Origin of the sequence: Paenibacillus sp. FSL H8-0283, from assembly GCF_045040675.1 — a bacterium.
In the GTDB taxonomy this organism is placed as follows: Bacteria; Bacillota; Bacilli; order Paenibacillales; family Paenibacillaceae; genus Paenibacillus; species Paenibacillus amylolyticus.
Window position 1 is genome coordinate 4,717,902 of sequence record NZ_CP150295.1, and the last position, 20,170, is coordinate 4,738,071.

Consider the following 20,170-nt stretch of genomic DNA (forward strand, 5'->3'; position numbering starts at 1 on the left):
CAATTTCAATAGAAATTGTCAGGCCTCGTGTGTTTCCACAACTCTTAAAGGCTCAGGCTCGCTGCCTTGGGTAAAAAACTCTCTGAGATCGCGGTTACGGTAAGCCAGGATGCCGACCACAAGCAAACCGGCACCGGAAACCAATGTAATATAGTACCAATCTACAATTTCCAGAAGTGCACCGTATACCCCCATTCCTATAGGCACAGCGATGGTTATTACCGTGTTCACCACCCCTAAAACACTAGCTCTTATTCGCTCAGGTATATAGAGCTGAACATAAGAAAGCATTGGAATATTGCCCATTGTGTTAAGTATTCCGGTGAACATCAAGACGATCATGAAGCCTATCATAAGCACTACCTTTGTGCTTGTCTCAAAGATGGGCCACTCGGGGAACATCCATAGGACAATCATCAACGCCTGGATCTGAATTAAAATGAAGATTTTGTTGGTAATAAACCGGTTGATGACCGGTACCGACACAGCAACGGCCCCTATAATTACGCCTACCGCCAGCGCCGCTTCGATAAATGATAATTGCTGTGGCGTCATATCGAGCGCTTGATAAACGATAAAGGGCAGGATAAGGGAAACTGCCGGAGCAATTACAAAGTTAATAAAAACAAAAATCATCAGCAGATACTTGATCGCAGCCCGGCGGCGAATGTATTTGTAAACCTCTTTTACACTTTCAAAATAAGGCTTTGCTTCTCCGATCTCCTCTTTGCGGGGCGAGAATTTCAATAGCAAATTCAAAAACCCGGAGAAAATGAACGCGGCTCCCTCGATCAAAAAGATATGCTCCAGCCCAAATTTGCTATAAGCCGCTGCACCGAGCACCGGTCCCAGTATGCCGATTAGGGCACTGATGCTCTGCGTGCTGGAATTGACCGTCGGAACCCTTTCCGGAGAGACAATATTGGGAACGGATGAGTTTACCGTCAGAGTAAAGAGCGCTTGAAGAGCGCTCAAGATCATAGAATAAACAACGAACAGCCAAATGCTGTCGTGAAAAGCCTCAAACATGAACATAAGCATTAGAACTGAGATTCCACATAGAAAATCACAGACTATCATAATCCTTTTTTTACTACGGCTGCGGTCAACGAACACCCCAGCGATAATATTGACGAATATGCCCGGTATATAGGTGAAGCTCAACACTAAAGCGAACATACTCGATGAACCGGTGAGATCCAGAACATACAGACTGAGTGCAAAACGAAAAATGGATGTTCCCAATTCGGTGATTAATCTGCTTAGACTGAAAACGATTATATTTGTTGAGTCTCTCATATTTTTACACCCTTCATATGTTTCCGTGCGGCTTCATCAAGCATGCTGCGAAGAGTATCTGGATTCTCTTCCGCAGGAATAACAAGCGTCATGTGAATCCGGTTCCCTTGGTGCCACGCCATGCATAAGATCCGGTTAGGCTCATCGCAATTCACACCATCTTCCTCAAGGTAGTCCAAATCCGTTTCCGTGCCGAGTTCTCCCAAATAGTTGAAATTGATCGGCATCTCCCGATGGGCTGCAGCCAACCGCTGCGCCGCATCCATAAAGGCTGGATCAATCGACTCGTTGTACAACAGATTCGCAAAATGGATGTTATGCTCGGAAGCGGATTTCAGCATCCCTTTGATCGATTCGGTCTGCCTGTCCATTTCTTCTCCGCAGTCTAACAACAGCGGAATATAATCTATGCATTCACCGACAATATCGAAATAAGACTGATCCCGGTACTGTCTGCCAAAATGCGTCATCCACAACGGAATCCGTGACTTACCGAAGTACGTTCCGAAAAACGCAGCGCATATCCCCAACGCTGTCTTCCATTTAAACTCTGCATCCAGCGTTTGCGATAATTCCATATCAAATGGGACGCTATGGTGGAGAACCGTAATCTTTGCCGGATCCAAGTCGCTGCGCCGATACATACTGACGGCGATTTCCCTAGCAGCGGATTCAAATGACGGAATATTGTAAAGCTCGTTAAAACTTGCTGCCGATATCCCTTCCGGGCCTCTGCGAATCTGGTCGGCAAAATCCGTAAAGGTACGGCTTTTTCTCGTTTCGTCAACTCTCCCTTGGCTTAGTGATTCATATTCATGGATTACTCGATTACGAATAATTTCATTACTCATGTAATCGAATATCGTATGTGAGAACGGGAGCAGCAGGACATATTCCTTTACGTTTTGCTTGACCAGCAGCACCCGGTACATCAATGGATCGCTGTCCGTATACGGCCTGATGAAAAAATTCTTCATAAGCGCCCGCAGAATATCCCTTTGCGACTCTGGTTCGAAACCGGAAATATCTAAAGTTGGCAGCTCGAGCTGCTCCGGGCTTTCATGCAATCGCCAACGTCCGGTTTCCGTTTCAGTGTCTTCGATGAGTACACTGCGCATGACTTCCTCGGCAGACACAATTCGCTGCAAGGCTCGGCCCAACAACTCCGGCTGAATCACTTTTCCAAATTTCACCATGGTTCCCGACACATCTTTATGCTTGAAATGGTACGTTTGGGAAGGCGAAATATCATACTCTTTGACTATCGGCTGGTTTGTAATGCCTTTGGCGTACGCCTTCTGCTTCCGTGAGATCGAATTCATCATCGTTTCTACCCAGTCTGCGCCATTCGTCTGCCGCAAACCCAATTGGTCGTTCAGTTCTTGCCTGCTTAGGTTGCGTTCTGATGTCGGAATCAGCGCGCTCAAAGCATCCGCAATGAAGTGCGGTTGAATCTTCTCGTCCAGGTGTGCAGCAATCAAGTTCTCTGCTCTCCGTTTCAGTCCCTCATCCATTCCTGAAATGTGGACGACCATGAATTCCTCGCCGTCAACGGAATAAGTTTTCCAGTTGCATGTGCGTTCTAAGCGTTCCCCAAGCCATTGTTCCGCAGTGGGAATATCTGTAAAGTGGTGCTCAGATTCCACCGTTACAGAACGTACCGTAGAAGCCGCCAGCTCGGCAGGAGTCTGATGGGCGAACACCTGATTTATACTCAGTTCGAAGCCAAGATTAGCCAGCTTTGAAACAACCTGCATGGCCTTTAATGAATGTCCCCCGATTTCAAAGAAATTGTTGTGGACACCAATCCGTTCCAATCCCAGCACTTCCGACCATACCTGCACAATTACAGCTTCCGCCTCATTCCTTGGCGGAGTATATTCGCCCTCGGTTACGTCATAATCCGGCTCGGGGAGCGCTTTTCGGTCAACTTTGCCATTCACGTTGAGCGGAAGTTGAGCCATAAATAGGATTACGGTCGGAATCATGTAGTCGGGGAGCTGTTGTCCCATAAACTCCTTTAGCGACTGTATGGTCAATTCAACCTCCGCCACAACATAACCGCAAAGGATCTTATCCTGCGACTCTCCGGCCTGCTTGACAAGGATGACGGCTTCTTTCACGGAAGGATGACTGAGCAGTATATTCTCGACCTCGCCTGTCTCGATCCGGAACCCCCGAATTTTCACCTGATTGTCCATTCTGCCGATAAACTCGATAGAGCCGTCTGGAAGCCATTTGGCGGCGTCCCCGGTCCGGTAGACCCGCTCACCTGGAATAAACGGATTGGAGAAAAATTTCTGAGCCGATAATTCTTCATTATTTATATATCCCCGAGCCACGCCGTCTCCCCCTACCCAAAGCTCGCCGGGGACACCTACCGGATTCAAATTCCCGTTTTTATCGACGATATAGGCCGTGGAGTTGCTGATCGGCGGTCCAATTGGCACGCTATTTCCGTATGCCTTATCGATGACGAAGCAGCATGAAAAGGTTGTATTCTCCGTAGGTCCGTACCCGTTTACCATGGTTAACGGACCGGATTGCTCTCTTACCTGCTGAATATGTTTCGGGGAGAGAACATCTCCACCGACAATCAAATAGCTTACGTTGCGGAACATGTTTGGCTTGTGTTGGGCAAATTGTGTAAACAGCGGCGATGTTAACCACAAAGTCGTAATGTCATGCTGCTGAAGCGCGGATTCAAAGAGGACCGGATCCAGCAGCGTAAGTTTGTCGACCAGGTGCAGCCTCGCTCCGTTCAGCAGCGCCCCCCATATATCAAATACACTGACATCGAATACGGGTGCCGCCGTTTGCAAGACCCGGTCTTCAGTGCTGAAGCGAACATAGTTGGTATTCTTGACCAATCTGGAAACGCCCAGATGCTCGACCATAACGCCCTTAGGCAGTCCGGTTGATCCCGATGTATACATTACATAGGCGAGATTGTCGGTGCCCGTCTTATTCAGCAGGTTCGGGGCACTCTCGTCACAGAGCTGCCGATGATCCATCAAGATGACTTCCGCGTCGCAGGCAGCCCGATCCGCAAAGCAGCTCCGGGCGAGCAGCCATTTGGCGCCGCTGTTTTTGAAGAAATATTCCACCCGATCACGCGGATAGTCAGGATCGATCGGAAGATAAGCACCTCCCGCTTTTAGAATGGCGAGCATCCCGATAATCATTTCCAGCGTACGGTCACCCATGACGGCAACGACCCGTTCAGGCCCTACACCCTTCTCTCGCAGCAGTGCCGCGAGCTGGTTTGCTTTGGCATTCAGTTCGCCATATGTCAGTTCGATACCATCACAGGCCAGCGCGATGCTCTCTGTATGCTTATCCACTTGTTCCTCGAACAGTTCGTGAATGGTTTGACGGGGATACTCGGTTTTCGTGTTGTTGAAGTCCCCAATGATCTGACCCCGTTCTTCTTCCGTCAGCATACGGATGTCGGATAGCCGGATCTCCACATCTGTGGTCACGGCCTCCAGAATTTGAAGGTAATGCGCGATCATCCGCTCCACCGTATCTTTAAGGAACAGCTTCCGGGCATATTCTACATCCAGGCGAATTTCCCCCTCCTCTTCTGCTGCCGTAACCATCAGGTCGAATTTGGATGTTCCGTTGTCGAAGTCATACGGTTCTATAAGAAGTTCACCAAGCTGAATTTCCCCGACGCCGACGTTATCGACGGCAAACATGGTATCAAACAGCGGATTTCGGCTGACATCCCGCCGTACATTCAGCCTTTCGAGCAAATCCTCATATTGGACCATCTGATGCTCGAATGCTTGCAGCGAATGCTTTTTAACTTCCTCCAAAAAGTCGATGAACCGTTTGCTTCCTTCCGGCTGATTTCGAATCGCCAGGGTATTGACGAACATACCGATGACACTTTCCAATTCCTTTTGCAGTCGACCAGAGGTCGGTGTGCCTACGATAATGTCCTCTTGGTTGGCGTATTTGGACAATAGAATGTTGTATGCAGCCAATAGGAACATGTATAACGTAGTTCCAGTCCGGGCAGCCGTCCCAAGAATCCGGGAGCTTAATTCACTGCCGATCGCAATAGAGAAAGCATCGCCTTCAAAGCTTTGGATTTGCGGCCGTGGATAATCTGCCGGAAGGTTTAGAGCGGGCAGCTCTCCTGCAAAACGCTCCAGCCAATACTGTTCTTGCTTCGCGTAGGCTTCCGATTGAAGCATTTCACTTTGCCATGCCGCATAATCCTTATATTCGATGCGTGATGAGGTATCATCCAGCTCTTGGCCGCTATAAAGCAAGTTCAGCTCCTCGACAAGAAGGCGGATCGATCCTCCATCCGAAACGATATGATGCATATCTATGATCAAAATATGCCTATCCTCACCCAAGTTTGCCAGCCCTACGCGCATTAGCGGAGCCTTTTGCAAGGAGAAGGGTTCAACGAACCGCTCTATGATTTCCGAAATATGGTCCGGATCTTCCGGTGCCTCAAGCTCCCGGACAGAGAAAGAAACGTCGTGATGCACCATTTGCATCAGCTCTCCTTCTACAAACCGAAACGAGGTCCTGAACGCTTCATGCCTGCGAATGAGGATAGTAAATGCCTGGTGCAGCCGTGCACGGTCCAGCTCCCCCGTTAGCTGTAAAACAAAAGGCATATTATAAGCCGTCCCCGCCCCTACAAGCTCATTGAGAATCAGCAAGCGCTTCTGTGCTGACGACACCGGATAATGCTCTCTTTCCGGCACCTTTGCGATCGAGGAATAGCTTGTTTGTTCCACAGCGTCGATCGCCTCAGCCATCTGTTCCATCGCAGGATGTTGAAAAATACTGCTTAACGGAAAGTCAATCTGGAAGACTTCCTTGATATGGGACGCCAGCGCTACCGCTTTGAGTGAATGCCCGCCCAGTTCAAAGAAATGGCTGTATGCTCCTATCGGGGCCGTTCCGAGAACCTCCGACCATATTTCGGCCAGCTTTCGTTCCGTCACACCGCGCGGTGGCACATAATTATCTGCTGCAGCGGATGCAAAGTCCGGTTGCGGAAGCGCGCGGCGATCCACCTTTCCGTTGGAGGTCAGCGGGATTTTGTTCAATTCCACGTAGTGAACAGGGATCATGTATTCCGGCAGCTCCCGCGCCAGACATCCCCGAATCTCGCGGACGGCAATATTACGGGATGTCGTAATATAAGCGCACAACTCTGTTTCCTGCTTCGGATTTAATACCACAGCAACGATAGCCTCAGCAACGCCCTCCTGTTTGAGCAGGACATTCTCCACTTCTCCAAGCTCGATGCGGTAACCTCGAATTTTGACCTGCTCGTCCATCCGGCCTAGATACTCCAGGTTTCCATCAGGGAGCCACCTAGCCAGATCACCGGTTCTGTACATTCTTTCACCGGTTTGAAATGGATCGGCGGTAAACTTCTCCGCCGTCAAATCGTCCCGGTTCATGTACCCCCGTGCCAGACTGTCTCCGGCAATACACAGTTCACCGGGAATCCCGATCGGAAGGAGCTTGTCATTTCTGTCAAGGATATACACCCTTACGTTGTCAATCGGGCAGCCGATCGGAATGTTATCGTATTCGCCATTCACCTTGAAAGCTGCCGTCACGATGGTATTTTCCGTAGGTCCGTAATTATTTACCAGGTCATAGGGTACGGGATGATAAGACTTGAGCTTATCTCCACCGGTAAGCAGCACACGCAGGGAATCGTTCTGGATCTGGGTGAATTGCTCGCAGACGGCCGTCGGCAGGAAGCTGACAGTGATACCCTGTTCGTTGTAGTAATCCGCCAATCGCGGCACATCGTATCGGATTTCCTCCGGGATAATATGAAGCTCACCGCCCGACAAGAGTGATGGGAATATCTCCCACACAGAGGCATCAAAGCCGAATCCGGCGTATTTGGTACTTTTGTCCTCAGGCGTCAGCCCGTAATACGATTGATACCATCCTGTCATATTGAGCAGGGAGCGGTGTTCGATCATCACGCCTTTCGGTTTCCCCGTAGACCCTGACGTATAGATCACATAGGCCAAGTCGGCGGACGAACCCTTTGGCGTCGAGAACGGCTTCTGTATATGAAGCTCACTGTTTGGCATCAGCACTGCCTCTAAATCGATCCAGGGGAGACTCAAACCTTTCGATTGTACCAGCCCATTTTTCGTCAGTAGCAAGCCAGCCTTGCTATCCTCCAGAATGTAAGTAATACGATCGGCAGGGTACTCATGGTCGATTGGGAGATATGCTGCCCCCGTTTGTAATACTGCAAGCACTGCCACAATCATTTCGACCGAATGTTCGACCATGATTGCCGTGATCCCCCCGGGTTTCACACCCTTTTCCAGCAGAACGTAAGCAAGGCGGCTCGTTTGTTCCTCCAGTTCACGGTAAGTCAGCCGCTGGTTTTTAAAGACGAGGGCAATATGGTCCGGCGTACGCTTGACCTGTTCTGCAAACAACTCATAAGCGGTCCGGTTATGGGCAAAGTCCTTTTTCGAACCGTTGAATTGTTCCAGAATCCAGCTCCGCTGCTCCGGCGGCAGCAGTTCTATATCTTCCAGCTTGATATGTCTGCTAACAACCACTGACCTTAAAACCTCAATGTAGTGCGTCATCAGGCGCTCGATCGTCCCGGCTTTTAACAGCTTCGCAGCATACTCCGCTTCGATGGACATTCCCCGGTCATTTTCCGTTACCGTCAATGTCAAATCAAACTTCGACATCCGTCCGTCCCAGGAACGAGAACTTACGGTAAGTCCGTCTAAAGCCAACTCTTCAATACCGAGATTCTGAAGCGTAAACACCGTGTCGAACAGCGGGTTACGGCTTAAGTCGCGTCTGAGTCCGAGCTTCTCGATAAGCTCCTCGTATGGATAGTCTTGGTGCTCGAAAGCCTGAAGTGTCGTTTGTTTCACTTCGCACAGGAATTGATCGAACGTTTTTGTTCCTTCCGGTTTTACACGCAAAGCAAGCGTGTTGACGAACATACCTACCGTTTGAAGCACGTCTGCATGAGTTCTGCCCATCGTTGGAGATCCAATCACAATATCCTCTTGGGAGGCATATCTGGAAAGCAATATGCTGTAGGCAGCCATCATAACCATATACAAGGTGGCTCCCGTTTCGTTAGCCAGCTGTTTCAACCGGGACGTCAGCTCTTCATCGAGATTCACTGAGGAAAAAGCTCCTTCAAAGCTTTGAATCTGCGGTCGTGGATAATCGGTCAACCAATTAAGCACGGGTGGCTCTTCGGCAAATTGATTAAGCCAGTAATGCTCCTGCTGCTCCCTGGGGCCGGACTGTTTACTTTGCCAAACGGCAAAGTCTTTATATTGAACACGTCGAACCGAATGCCCTGCATGAGTTTTTGCAACTGCTTCTTTACCCAGGCTGTTATACACTTCGCAGAATTCCTGCACGATGATTCCGATGGAAGCACCGTCGGCGACGATATGATGGATATCAATGATCAGAAGACAGCATTCTTCCCTTATTGTAGATAGTCCCGCCCTCAGCAAAGGTGCGCTTCCGAGGTCGAACGGAACTACGAATCGGTCGACGGTTTTCTCAATATCCTCACTAGGATGAGACTCCAATTCCTTTATAGCAAAGGGTACCTTCTCATGCACCACCTGGACGGGTTCCCCATGCAAAGACGCAAAAGAGGTTCGTAAAGACTCGTGGCGGGAAATCAAGATTTGAAAAGACTGTTCCAGCCGGTCGACATCAAGTTTACCCTCGATTTGCAGGACAAACGGCATATTATACGCTGTTGTAATTCCTGCCATACTATTCAAAACATACAGGCGCTTTTGCGCAGAGGACACTGGATAGAACTCGGCTAGGGGAGCAGGCTCGATCCCAACAAATTCCTCATCTTCGTTCCTGTTGATCCTCGCTGCCATCTCTGCTAGAATCGGCGTCTGGAATATATCTCTTAAAGGGAGTTGGATCTCAAATTGCTTTTTCATTTCCGTGACCAACTTTAACGCTGTCAGGGAATGACCCCCAAGCTCAAAGAAATGGTCATTCGCCCCGATCGAAGGAATGGCCAGTACAGCGCTCCAAATGTCCGCCAGCTTTTGCTCCGTTTCGTTCCGAGGCGCAACAAACGCTTCGTTACCAAGAGCATTAGCCTCCACGGGCTCCGGCAAGGCCTGCAGGTGAACTTTGCCGTTCGGAGTAAGCGGTAGTTGGTCCATAAATACCCAATGAACAGGTACCATATAATCCGGCAGATCATTCAAAAGATACTGTTTCATACTCGTCGCATCGAGATTTTCCGCACCAACCACATAAGCACATAATGATTTCAGACCGTCACCCTTGTCTCTTACTGTGACTACAGCCTCCTTCACGCTTACATGCATCTGAATCCGGCTTTCGATTTCCCCGGTTTCGATGCGGAAACCGCGTATTTTCACCTGATTGTCCAACCGGCCAATAAAATCGATGCTTCCGTCCGGGAGCCAGTTTACCAGATCCCCCGTACGATAAATCCGTTCTCCCTCGATAAAAGGGCTTGCAATAAACTTCTCCGAAGTCAGGGACAGATTGTTTATGTATCCGCGCCCGACGCCATCACCGCCAACCCACAGTTCTCCCGAAACACCGACGGGGCACAGATGCCCGTATAAATCGACGATGTAAGCAGTAGAATGGGCAATCGGTCCGCCGATCGGAATCCTTGTTTCCTCGAACGAGCGGATCGTGTAGCAGCAGGAAAACGTCGTATTTTCAGTCGGCCCATACCCGTTAATGATCGTCGTATTGTGGCATTGGTTCGCCACAAGCTGAATATGCTTAGGGGAAAGGGTATCCCCCCCGACGATCAAGAAGCGAAGGGGACGGAATAACGTCGGATCCAATTGAGACAACTGATTGAACAAGGGAGAGGTGAGCCACATTGTTGTAATGCGGTATTCATGAATCGCTTCTCCCAACAGCTGCGCATCCAGAATGGAGTGCTTATCGATGATATAAAGTTCCAGGCCGTTTAGAAGTGCTCCCCAAATCTCAAATGTGCAGGCATCAAATACAGGTGCTCCGGTTTGCAAAATGCGGTCTCCTGGTTCAAAAGGGACATAGTTGCTGTTTTGGACGAGCCGTACCACATTATGATGTTCGATCATCACCCCTTTGGGACGTCCCGTCGAACCGGAGGTATACATCACATAGGCCAGGTTTGAGGGCGTAAGAATCTTTTCCGCATCGATTGCACGGTCCTCTATCACAGTTGAAGTACATTCATCCTCTTCCCGATCCAGAATGATGGATTCGACTCCGTCCATATGCTTGTCCGCATAACACTCCGACGTAACGATCCATCTCGTCTCACTATCCCTCAACATAAAGGCAATGCGATCTTCCGGGTATTCCGGATCAATAGGCAAATAGGCGCCACCAGCCTTTAAAATACCCAGCATACCCACTACCGTCTCCATTGAACGGTCGCCGATCAAGCCCACGACGCTATCTGGTTCAACACCCTTTCTTCTCAGTCGGGATGCCAGACGATCAGCTCGCACATTCAACTCCGCATAAGTCAGTTTGTGTTCCTTATTCACGATAGCGATGTTTCCCGGTATCATCCCGGCCTGACGCTCGAACAGCTGCACGATCGTTTGATCCCTCGGATATTCGCCGACGGTGTTAAATTGGTGCAGGATTTGCTGTTTCTCGTCGTCTGTAATGACTGAAATATGCTGAATCAGAATGTCAGCGTTCCGGCCGACCTGATCGAGCACTTGCTCAAAATTTTGGAACAAACGATCCATTGCGGCCTGGACATATCGGGCTGAGTTATATTTAAATTTGACTTCGAGCCCAGCGTTCGGCATCAGAATTAGGTTAAAGTCATAATGCGTCTGCTCAAAATCTTCAAGCTCAGTAATTGCAAACGCTTCTTCTCCTTCATCTAGAGGGTCCGCACTCACCGGATAATTTTGAAAGGCATAAATATGAGAGATCAGATGTTGCTTCTTGGAAGTCAGGGATTGAATCTCAGCCAGCGGATAAAAGTCGTAGCTTTGTGTTTCTAAGGAGGACTGCTGGACCTCCCGAATTAATGCAGAGAACGACATCCCGCCATGGAAGGCGATCCGGATCGGGACCGTATTGATGAACAGCCCGACCATGTTCTCAACCTCCTCCACTTCAGCCGGTCGGCCGGAGGTGACGGTACCGAAAACCACATCCTCGGTTCCGTTATAGCGGCCCATTAACAAGCCCCAGGCCGACTGGAGCACCGTATTTAAAGTCACCTGATGACTTTTGGCCAGATGCTCCAGCCCTTGTGTCGTTTCCTGGCTTATTTTGTAGGCACGGTCCACTTGAACGGCTTGCTCTCTTTGCCGTACCTCCCTGCGACCATAGCCATTCCGGCCTACCTGGGTGTTCATGCCAAAGGAGGGCAGTTCAATATCTGATTCGTAGCCTTCCAAATATCCGGCCCAGTAGCTTCGGGCTTCTTCGCGGTTCTGCCCATCCAGCCACTGAATGTATCGGGAGAAGGGCGGCGCCTCTTCCACTGATGAAAACGTACCCTGGCTGAGCGATTTATAGACGTCAAACAATTCCTGAACGATTGTTTTTAAACACCAACCGTCCAGAATGATATGATGATAGCTCCAAATCAGCTTATAACTGAGATCACCGGTTTGCAGCACGGCCGCACGAAGCAGCACATCCTTGGCCAGGTCGAACCCCTTCTTCTGGTCCTCTTGGATATAGCGGCGGATATACTGCTCCTGCTCCATTTCGCCAAACGACGACAAGTTCTCATAAAACACAGGCATCACGCGCTTTTTGAATACAACCTGCTTTGGATTTTTCGTGTTCTCATGGATGAAATTAAGCCGAAGCACATCATATTTGTCGATCAGGACATTAAAACTTTTTTCCAATATCAAGGCATCCAGCCTTCCCGAGACGGTGCAGGAAAACTGTTCGAAGTATGCGGCGGAATCTGGGTTCAAATAGGAATGAAACAGCATTCCTTCTTGCATCGGTGTTAAGTTGTATACCCCCGCAATAGTCAGCTTATCGCTCAAGACCATCTCTCCCTAAATTCATTTTTATTGGTTATAAAAATCCATAATGGCTTCCAGCTCTTCAATGGACAGATCGTCTCCCCCCACATCGGAAGGCGTCAGTTCCTGAGTCTCTTTTTCCGTGCAATGCTTGATTATTTCCATCAACTGTGTCTTAAAACGGCCGCCCAGGAGGCTGATTTCCGTTCCTGTATATTCCGCAAGATTATAGTCGATCGACATCGTCAGACAGCCATCTTCCACAAGGCCCGTAATATTCAAAGCCACTTCCCTTTCGGCTTCCGGGCTGACGGTTTGACCGTATGGCACGTCGGAAGCACTGAACAGCTCTGTATTCACATCGTTGTCGAATTGCCCCAGGTAGTTAAACTTAATTTCAGGCACCAGACGGAATTGCATCTCTTCCTCAAGCCGGTTCTCACCAAGGTATTTCAGGATTCCGTAGCCAATACCCTTGTTCGGAATGCGACGTAAGTTCTCTTTGACCGATTTGATGTGGTAGGATATATCCGCTGAACTCGGGATATTCAATACGACTGGATAAATGGAAGTAAACCAACCGACCGTTCTGCTGATATTCACGTTCTTCATGATGTCTTCCCTGCCATGGCCTTCAAGACAGATCAAAACATTGTCCTCGCCTGTCCATTCCCTTACGGCCCGTCCCAATGCAGCGAGTAGAATGTCGTTGATTTCCGTATTGTAGGCCTTATGCACTTTACCGAGAAGCTGCCCGGTTTCGGCTGCAGACAGCTTAAAGGAATACGACATGTTATCCGAGACTGTTGCAGTGCCCTCAAAAAGGCCAGACTTGGGCAGGATCTTAATGTTCTGCGATTCGATTTGTCGCCAGTAGGACTTCTCTTTCTGCAGCATTTCACTGTTTGCATATTCCGTCAGTCGGTTCGCCCACGTTTGGAAGGAATCCGTCTTGGACGGCAGTGCAATAAGTTCGCCCCGCTCTGCTTGATGATACGCAAGCGTCAAATCCTCGAATAAAATGCGCCAGGAAATACCGTCAATGATCAAATGGTGAATAATGATCGCCAAATGATCACCCTGGTCTGTCTTGAATAATCCCGCCTTGACCAACGGTCCGTTTTCCAAATCGAGACTGCCATGCAGCTCATCAATGATTCGGGCCATCTCAATCCGGCCATCATCCTCATCGGCCATTGTCTTGATGAAAAGTTCGAACCACGGGTGCTCCTCCCGAATGTTCTCCCCCCTGTTATACTGCATCCATAATCCTTCCTCGCATTTATAAACCATTCTTAACGCATCATGATGACGGATCAGCCCGGTGAAGACCTCCCTTAACAGATCCGCATCGAATCCTCCACGCTTATGCAGAACGACAGCCTGGTTCCAGTGATTTGCTGGTGAGAATCCGCATTCAAAAAACCACTTCTGAATTGGAGTAAGCTTCACAAACCCCTCGACCGGCCCCTGATCAATTTCGCGGTGGTCCGCCTGTACATATTTGGACAGCTTCCGAATTTCCGGATTTTGGAACAGATCCTTCATTTTCAACTTATAACCTTGATTGCTCAGCTTCGAAGAAATTTGAATGGCTCGAATCGAATCCCCCCCGAGCTCAAAGAAATTATGATCAATCCCGATCTTGTGGACGCTGAGAACCTCTTCCCAAATCGTCACCAGGATTTGCTCCACTTCATTACGGGGCTCCGTATAATTCCCACTCGACGCGGCGCTGCGTTCGGGAGCAGGCAGTGCATCCCGGTTGATCTTCCCGCTGATCAAAAGCGGCATTTCTGCAAGAATGATAAAGTGGGCCGGTATCATATAGCCGGGCAATGTTGCTGCCAATTCATCTTTTAACTCGAAGAGACAATTCTCCTCGCTGTCTTGCACGGAAGACTCCAGAACCAGATATGCACACAAATATTTGCTTCCGGTATCATCTTCTCTAGCCAATACAATCGTTTGCTTGATATGCGGGGATTGCATAATACAAACTTCGATTTCCTCCAGCTCAATGCGGTAGCCTCTGATTTTGACCTGAAAATCTTTACGTCCGAAAAACTCCAGATTTCCGTCATGCCGCCAGCGCCCTAAATCACCGGTCTTGTACAGACGAGGGATTTCACCCGATTCCGGGATACAAGGAGCAAATGGATCTTTCCCGAAGGACTGGTCCGTTCTTTTCGGATCATGGATATATCCACGCCCTACACCCGCACCGGATACACAAATTTCTCCGTAAACGCCTGCCGGACAAAGTTTCATTTGGTTATCGACCACATACAAATTTAAATTCGCCAGCGGTTTACCAATCGGGACGAAGTCTGTCTCCTTAGGCAAGTCGCGGATCACAAGCTGGCTGATATCATCGGCAGCTTCCGCAGGTCCGTACGCATTTACGATTGGAATTCCGGGATACAGGTTCAGCCATCTCCGGGCCAAATCCGGCTTTATGGTCTCTCCCGTAAGCATCAAGTGACTTAGAAAATCTAGTTTCATCCCTGTCTGTTCCAGCACATCCAGCATGACTGTCAAATAAGATGGGACCACTTCCAAAAGCGTCACGCGATCGGCTGTAATTGCCTCCAGGAAACGTTCTGCTTCAAGTACCATATCTTGTGGATACACCGCAGTCGTCCCGCCCAATGCAAGAGCACCAAAGCATTGCCATACCGAAATATCGAAACAGATATTGGCGTTCTGGGCAAAGACCATATGATGATCCAGAGCAAGAGCATCGGCTTCGGCAAGGATGTGATTCAATAAACCCCGATGCTCGATCATTACACCTTTGGGCTTTCCGGTCGAGCCAGAGGTAAACAATATATATGCCAGACTGTCCGCACCCTGCAGTTTCCCGATATTCACCGGGCTTTCCTTCTCAATTTCCTCCAGCACCAAGTCAAGGCAAAGGATCACCCCTTCATACTGCTCTTCCAACCCATCCCGGACATATTCCGAGCGGGTTATAAGAACTCGTGCCCCGGAATCCTCCAAAATACTCGCTTTACGCTTTACTCCATACTCCGGATCGATCGGAACATAGGCGCCTCCCGCCTTCCAGATTCCGAGCACGCTTTGAATAAATCCGGGGGAGCGCTCCAACATCACTGCAGCAATCGCTTCCTCCGGCAGATCACCCAAACACCTTTGAAGGTAACGGCCAATCCGGTTGGCTTGGGCATTGAGTTCGGCGTAGTTCCATACTCCCCCAGCGAATTTCACTGCCGGCGAATCAGGCTGTTCATACGCAAAACGCTCAAAGCGTTGAGGAACACTCAGATTGAAGTCATAGGCTGCCTTTTGTCCCCGGCCCCAACTCATTATTTCCTTGCGCTCTTCCAAACTGAGCAGCTCCACGCTTCCCAGCGGTATATCGGGAGCCGTTACAAGGTTATGGAGGATCTGCAAGTAGTGACGACCCATTTGTTGTGCGGTGAAATCTGAAAACAAATCGGTGTTGTACTGCAAATCAAGAGAGATCTCGGTATGATCCGCATAAACATCCAGCATCAAGTCGAACTTGGAGATGTCGGTCTTCAGCTCATATGGAGTGAGGAGCAGATCGCCTATAGCAACTTCCGGTTTCTCGCGGTCCGTCAAATTGAACATGGTGTCAAAAAGCGGGTTTCGGCTTGTGTCACGATTCAGATCAAGCAGCTCCACCAACCGCTCGAAAGGGAAATCCTGATGATGGATTGCTGATAACGTGTGATCCATAACCTCCCTGACAAGCTCGCGAAACGTCTTATGATGTTCCGGAAAATTGCGAAGCGCCACTGTGTTGATAAACATCCCCAGCATGTGCTGTACGTCCCGATGATTACGCCCGGCGGCCGGCGTTCCGACGATAATTTCCTCCTGACCGCTATATTTCGATAACAGGGTGCAGTAAGCACCTAACATCACGGAAAACAAAGTTACGCCCATGTCCTGAGACAGCTTCTGAAGCGATCCAGCAAGCTCCGGGGACAGCGAAAGCTGCAATGTCTTGCCGTTAAAGCTCTGCACGGCCGGTCTACGGTAATCCAGCGGCAGGTTTAATAGAGGCAGTTCACCACAGAAATGCTCCAGCCAATAAGATTCATGGCGTTGCATCTCTTCCCCGCCGAGCCGTTCATTCAACCAGAAGGCATAATCCTTATAGTGGATGTCAAGCGGTAGCAGGCCGTTGTCGTTATACATCCGCTCCAGTTCGTCCAGTAGAATGACTCCCGACAAACCGTCGGAAATAATGTGGTGCATATCGATCAGCAGCACACCCTCGGCCTGTCCGGTATGAAGCCATTGAATCCGCAAGAGCGGTGCTTCTTCCAAAGTAAACGGGCGGATAAACGACTTGATTTGTTCATCGATCTGCTGCTTACCCGCACCGGTCATTTCTACCTCTTCAAGCTTACAGTCCGCTTCGGGATGAATGATCTGGACCAGCTCCCCGTCAACAAAGCGGAACGACGTTCGAAATACTTCATGACGGTCAATCAACCGATTGATAATATGCTGTAAGCGCGCGGAATCCAAACGGCCTTGAACTTGGTAGGCGAATGGCATGTTATATGCCGTTGATTCCGACTCCTCTAGCGTATGTAGCACATATATTCTTTTTTGCGCCGGACTCACTGGATAAGCGTCATCGGCAGGTGCCGGTGAAATGGACTCTGCATAGTACACACCTCCGTTCATTTCCCGGATTCGCTCCGCCAAAAGAGCAGCGGTCGGATACTCGAAAATGTCCCTCACTGTTACGTCAACACCCAGCTCCCCTTGAATACGGGAAACAAGGATCGTTGCTTTTAGTGAATGTCCGCCTAAACCGAAGAAATTATCTTCTATGCTTACCCTCTTCACTTCCAGAATCTCAGTCCAAATGGAAACTAAGGACTCCTCCGTATCATTGCGTGCAGGTACAAATTCGCCCTCGTTACGCTCGATGACAGGTTCGGGTAACCGGCTGCGGTTAATTTTCCCATTGGCATTATGCGGCATATCCTCCAGTTGTATAAAGATTGTAGGAACCATATAATCCGGCAAACAGGCGATCAGATACTCCTTCAATTCGGATGCCGTTAGATCGACATAAGCCGTGTAATACGCGCATAAGTATTTCTCGGCCCCACCCTTGACAAGCACTGCTGCTTCCCGAATTTGTTCGTGCTCGCTTAACCTGTGCTCGATTTCTCCGAGCTCAATCCGGAATCCCCTGATTTTGATCTGTTGATCCTTGCGGCCGATGAACTCGACATTACCGTCAGGAAGCCATCTGCCCAAATCTCCAGTTCTATACAATCGAACGCCTGGCCTGGAAGCAAACGGATCCTCCATAAACCCTTTTGCAGTCTGCTCCGGATCATTAAGATAGCCTCTTCCTACTGCAATTCCAGCTACACAAATTTCGCCAATGATTCCAATTGGACACAGTTGTGTTTGCTTGTTAACAATATACATTCGAATATTGGACAACGGTTTTCCGACCGGGATATATCCCTTATTCTCAGGTGCACAATCCATAACATACTGGCAAATATCATCAGATGCCTCCGCCGGACCGTATGCGTTAACCATTTTGATTCCGGGGCAAAGCTCAAACCAGCGTGTAGCCAGCGCAGGCGTGACGGCCTCCCCTGTAATCATCAAATGCTGCAGAGATTCAAAGCGAAGTGAACGTGCCTTAACGATATCCAAAAGTATACTCAAATACGAAGGAACGACTTCGAGAAGGGTTACCCGATCCCGGATGAGCTGATGGATGAACCTCTCGGGTGATAGAATCAGTTCCTCTGGATAGATAACCGTGGTCCCGCCAAGTACCAATGCACCGAATAATTGCCATACCGAAATATCAAAGCAGTGATTTGCCGTCTGGGCGAACACAATATCATCAGATAATTGAAGATCATGCGCTTCAGCCCAAATATGGTTCAGCATCCCCAGGTGCTCGATCAAGACTCCTTTCGGCTTTCCCGTCGAACCAGAAGTAAAGAGTGTATAGGCCAAATCGGTCATTTCTACCGGGACGCCGATATTGCTTTCGGCCTCTTCACCCTCGGGAGGGACAAGGTTGTCCAGCTCCGCAAACCGGCCTGGATAACGTGCTTTCAACTCGTCCTCCACGTGTGCGGATAATGCAACAACGATTCTGGCATCCGAATCGGCAACGATCCCCGACTTCCTCTCCTGTGGATATTGAGGATCGACAGGTATATAAGCAGCTCCAAGTTTCCAAATGGCGAGTATGCTCGCTACCATTAGCGGTGAACGGTCCAGCATCACCGTTGCAAAATCACCCTTTTCAAGCCCGAACTGTCTGAATATGCGTGCCAAGCGATTCGCTTTTCGGTTCAACTGATCGTAAGTCAGGTATTCCTCCTGATAGCGAAGTGCAACTTTTTCCGGCTGACGTCGTGCTTGCTCTTCGAATAGTTCATGCGCAGGCTTGTCAAGCCTGAATTCCTTTTCCGTGTTGTTAAAGTCGGTCAGAATGACCCGCTTTTCCTGTTCGGAGATGATCTCGATATCCCGCAAATACACACCATCATTGTCCAATACAATGTTCACGATTTGCTTCAAGTGCCCTTCCAAGTTTTGCAGAAAATGCTCGTCATAGAGAAATCCGTTATAGGTGAACAACACTTCGAGTTCCTGTTCCGGGAATACGGTCACGTCCAGATTGTAATTGGTATGTTCCACCATTTCACTGTCGACTATCGACAGTCTGCCTTCATCGCCGCCCATCGTCTCCAGCGGATAATTCTCAAAAACGAGAATATGGTCGATCAGTTGATTTTTGAGTACTGTTTTTGACTGGATTTCCGCCAATGAAACATAGTTATACCGGTTCGCTTCCAGCATCGAATCATTCACTTGGGCAAGTAGTACTTGGAAAGAGGTGTCCTTATAGCTTCTGATTCGTAAAGGAACCGTATTAATAAACAGTCCCACCATGCTCTCGATACCAGGCAATTCTGGCGGCCTGCCCGATACGACCGAACCAAATACTACATCCTCGCTGTCGTTATAACGCTGCAACAATACACCCCAAATCGCATGGAACACCGTGCTTAACGTCACCTGATGTTTGACGGCCAGCGTTTTCAGGCGCCGAGTTGTATCTTCATCCCATTTAAAATGGTATTTGCGATGATCGAACCCTTTTCGATCATCCCCTCCCCCCAGGGATGGGACCGTCGCACGCAATTCGTAATCCTCAAGGTATTGGCTCCAGTATTGCAGAGCATTCTTCTGGTCTTGCTCCCCGAGCCACCTTATATAATCGCTATAAGGATATACCGGAGCCAATCGTAGCGAGGAACCACTCTCCAAAGCCTCATAAATTTGGAACAAATCTTGGGCAAGGATCCCCATACACCAACCGTCCATAATGATATGATGGAATCTCCAGACGACTTTGTAGACATCCTTATCCAGTTTGAACACAGTCATGCGAAAGAGCGGACCTGTCTCTAAATCGAACTTTCGCTCCAGGTCCCGTGCTTGAAACACCTCGATGAGCCTCGGCTGTTCTTCCTTCGGACAGGTCGAAATGTCCTCAAAGCTTATTTCCGGCTCGCATTGGTTCAAGACGATTTGTAAGGGCTGCTCCACTTCCGTATATATAAATACCGTCCTTAATACATCATATCGTTCTACCAAGGTTGTAAAACTGCGCTTCATTGTTGGAAGTGATAGCATCCCTTGAATCGTGAAGGAAACATGCTCAAAGTACGCTTCAGAGTCGGGTTCCAATAAGGAATGGAACAAGATTCCTTCTTGAGTCGGCGTAAGCGGGTATATTTTATCAATTTCATGATTGCTCAATGTCACACACTCCCCATCTACTT

The 20,170-nt window shown here is 49.0% G+C and carries 3 protein-coding genes; all 3 read right to left on the minus strand.

The genetic code is table 11. The features are described from left to right. Positions 1-18: 18 nt before the first annotated feature. Genes MHI52_RS21080 through MHI52_RS21090 form a run of 3 tightly spaced genes read right to left on the minus strand, consistent with a single transcriptional unit; the run spans position 19 to position 20,147 of the window. Positions 19-1,299 carry an MFS transporter gene (locus tag MHI52_RS21080; protein ID WP_127550791.1) on the minus strand — a complete coding sequence of 427 codons (1,281 nt, stop codon included), beginning with the start codon at positions 1,297-1,299 and terminating at the stop codon, positions 19-21. Continuing rightward, positions 1,296-12,347 (minus strand): amino acid adenylation domain-containing protein, encoded by an 11,052-nt coding sequence (locus MHI52_RS21085; protein ID WP_405157577.1) that lies wholly within the window; start codon positions 12,345-12,347, stop codon positions 1,296-1,298. The genes MHI52_RS21080 and MHI52_RS21085 overlap by 4 nt, the downstream gene beginning before the upstream one ends. A gap of 24 nt (positions 12,348-12,371) precedes the next feature. Further along, positions 12,372-20,147, minus strand: coding sequence for an amino acid adenylation domain-containing protein (locus tag MHI52_RS21090; RefSeq protein ID WP_405157578.1), 7,776 nt, complete (start codon positions 20,145-20,147; stop codon positions 12,372-12,374). Between the last annotated feature and the right edge of the window lie 23 nt (positions 20,148-20,170).

Coding starts and splice junctions, on each gene's coding strand:
- MHI52_RS21080 (WP_127550791.1), bottom strand. CDS start 1,299: ATGAGAGACTCAACAAATATAATCGTTTTCAGTCTAAGCAGATTAATC.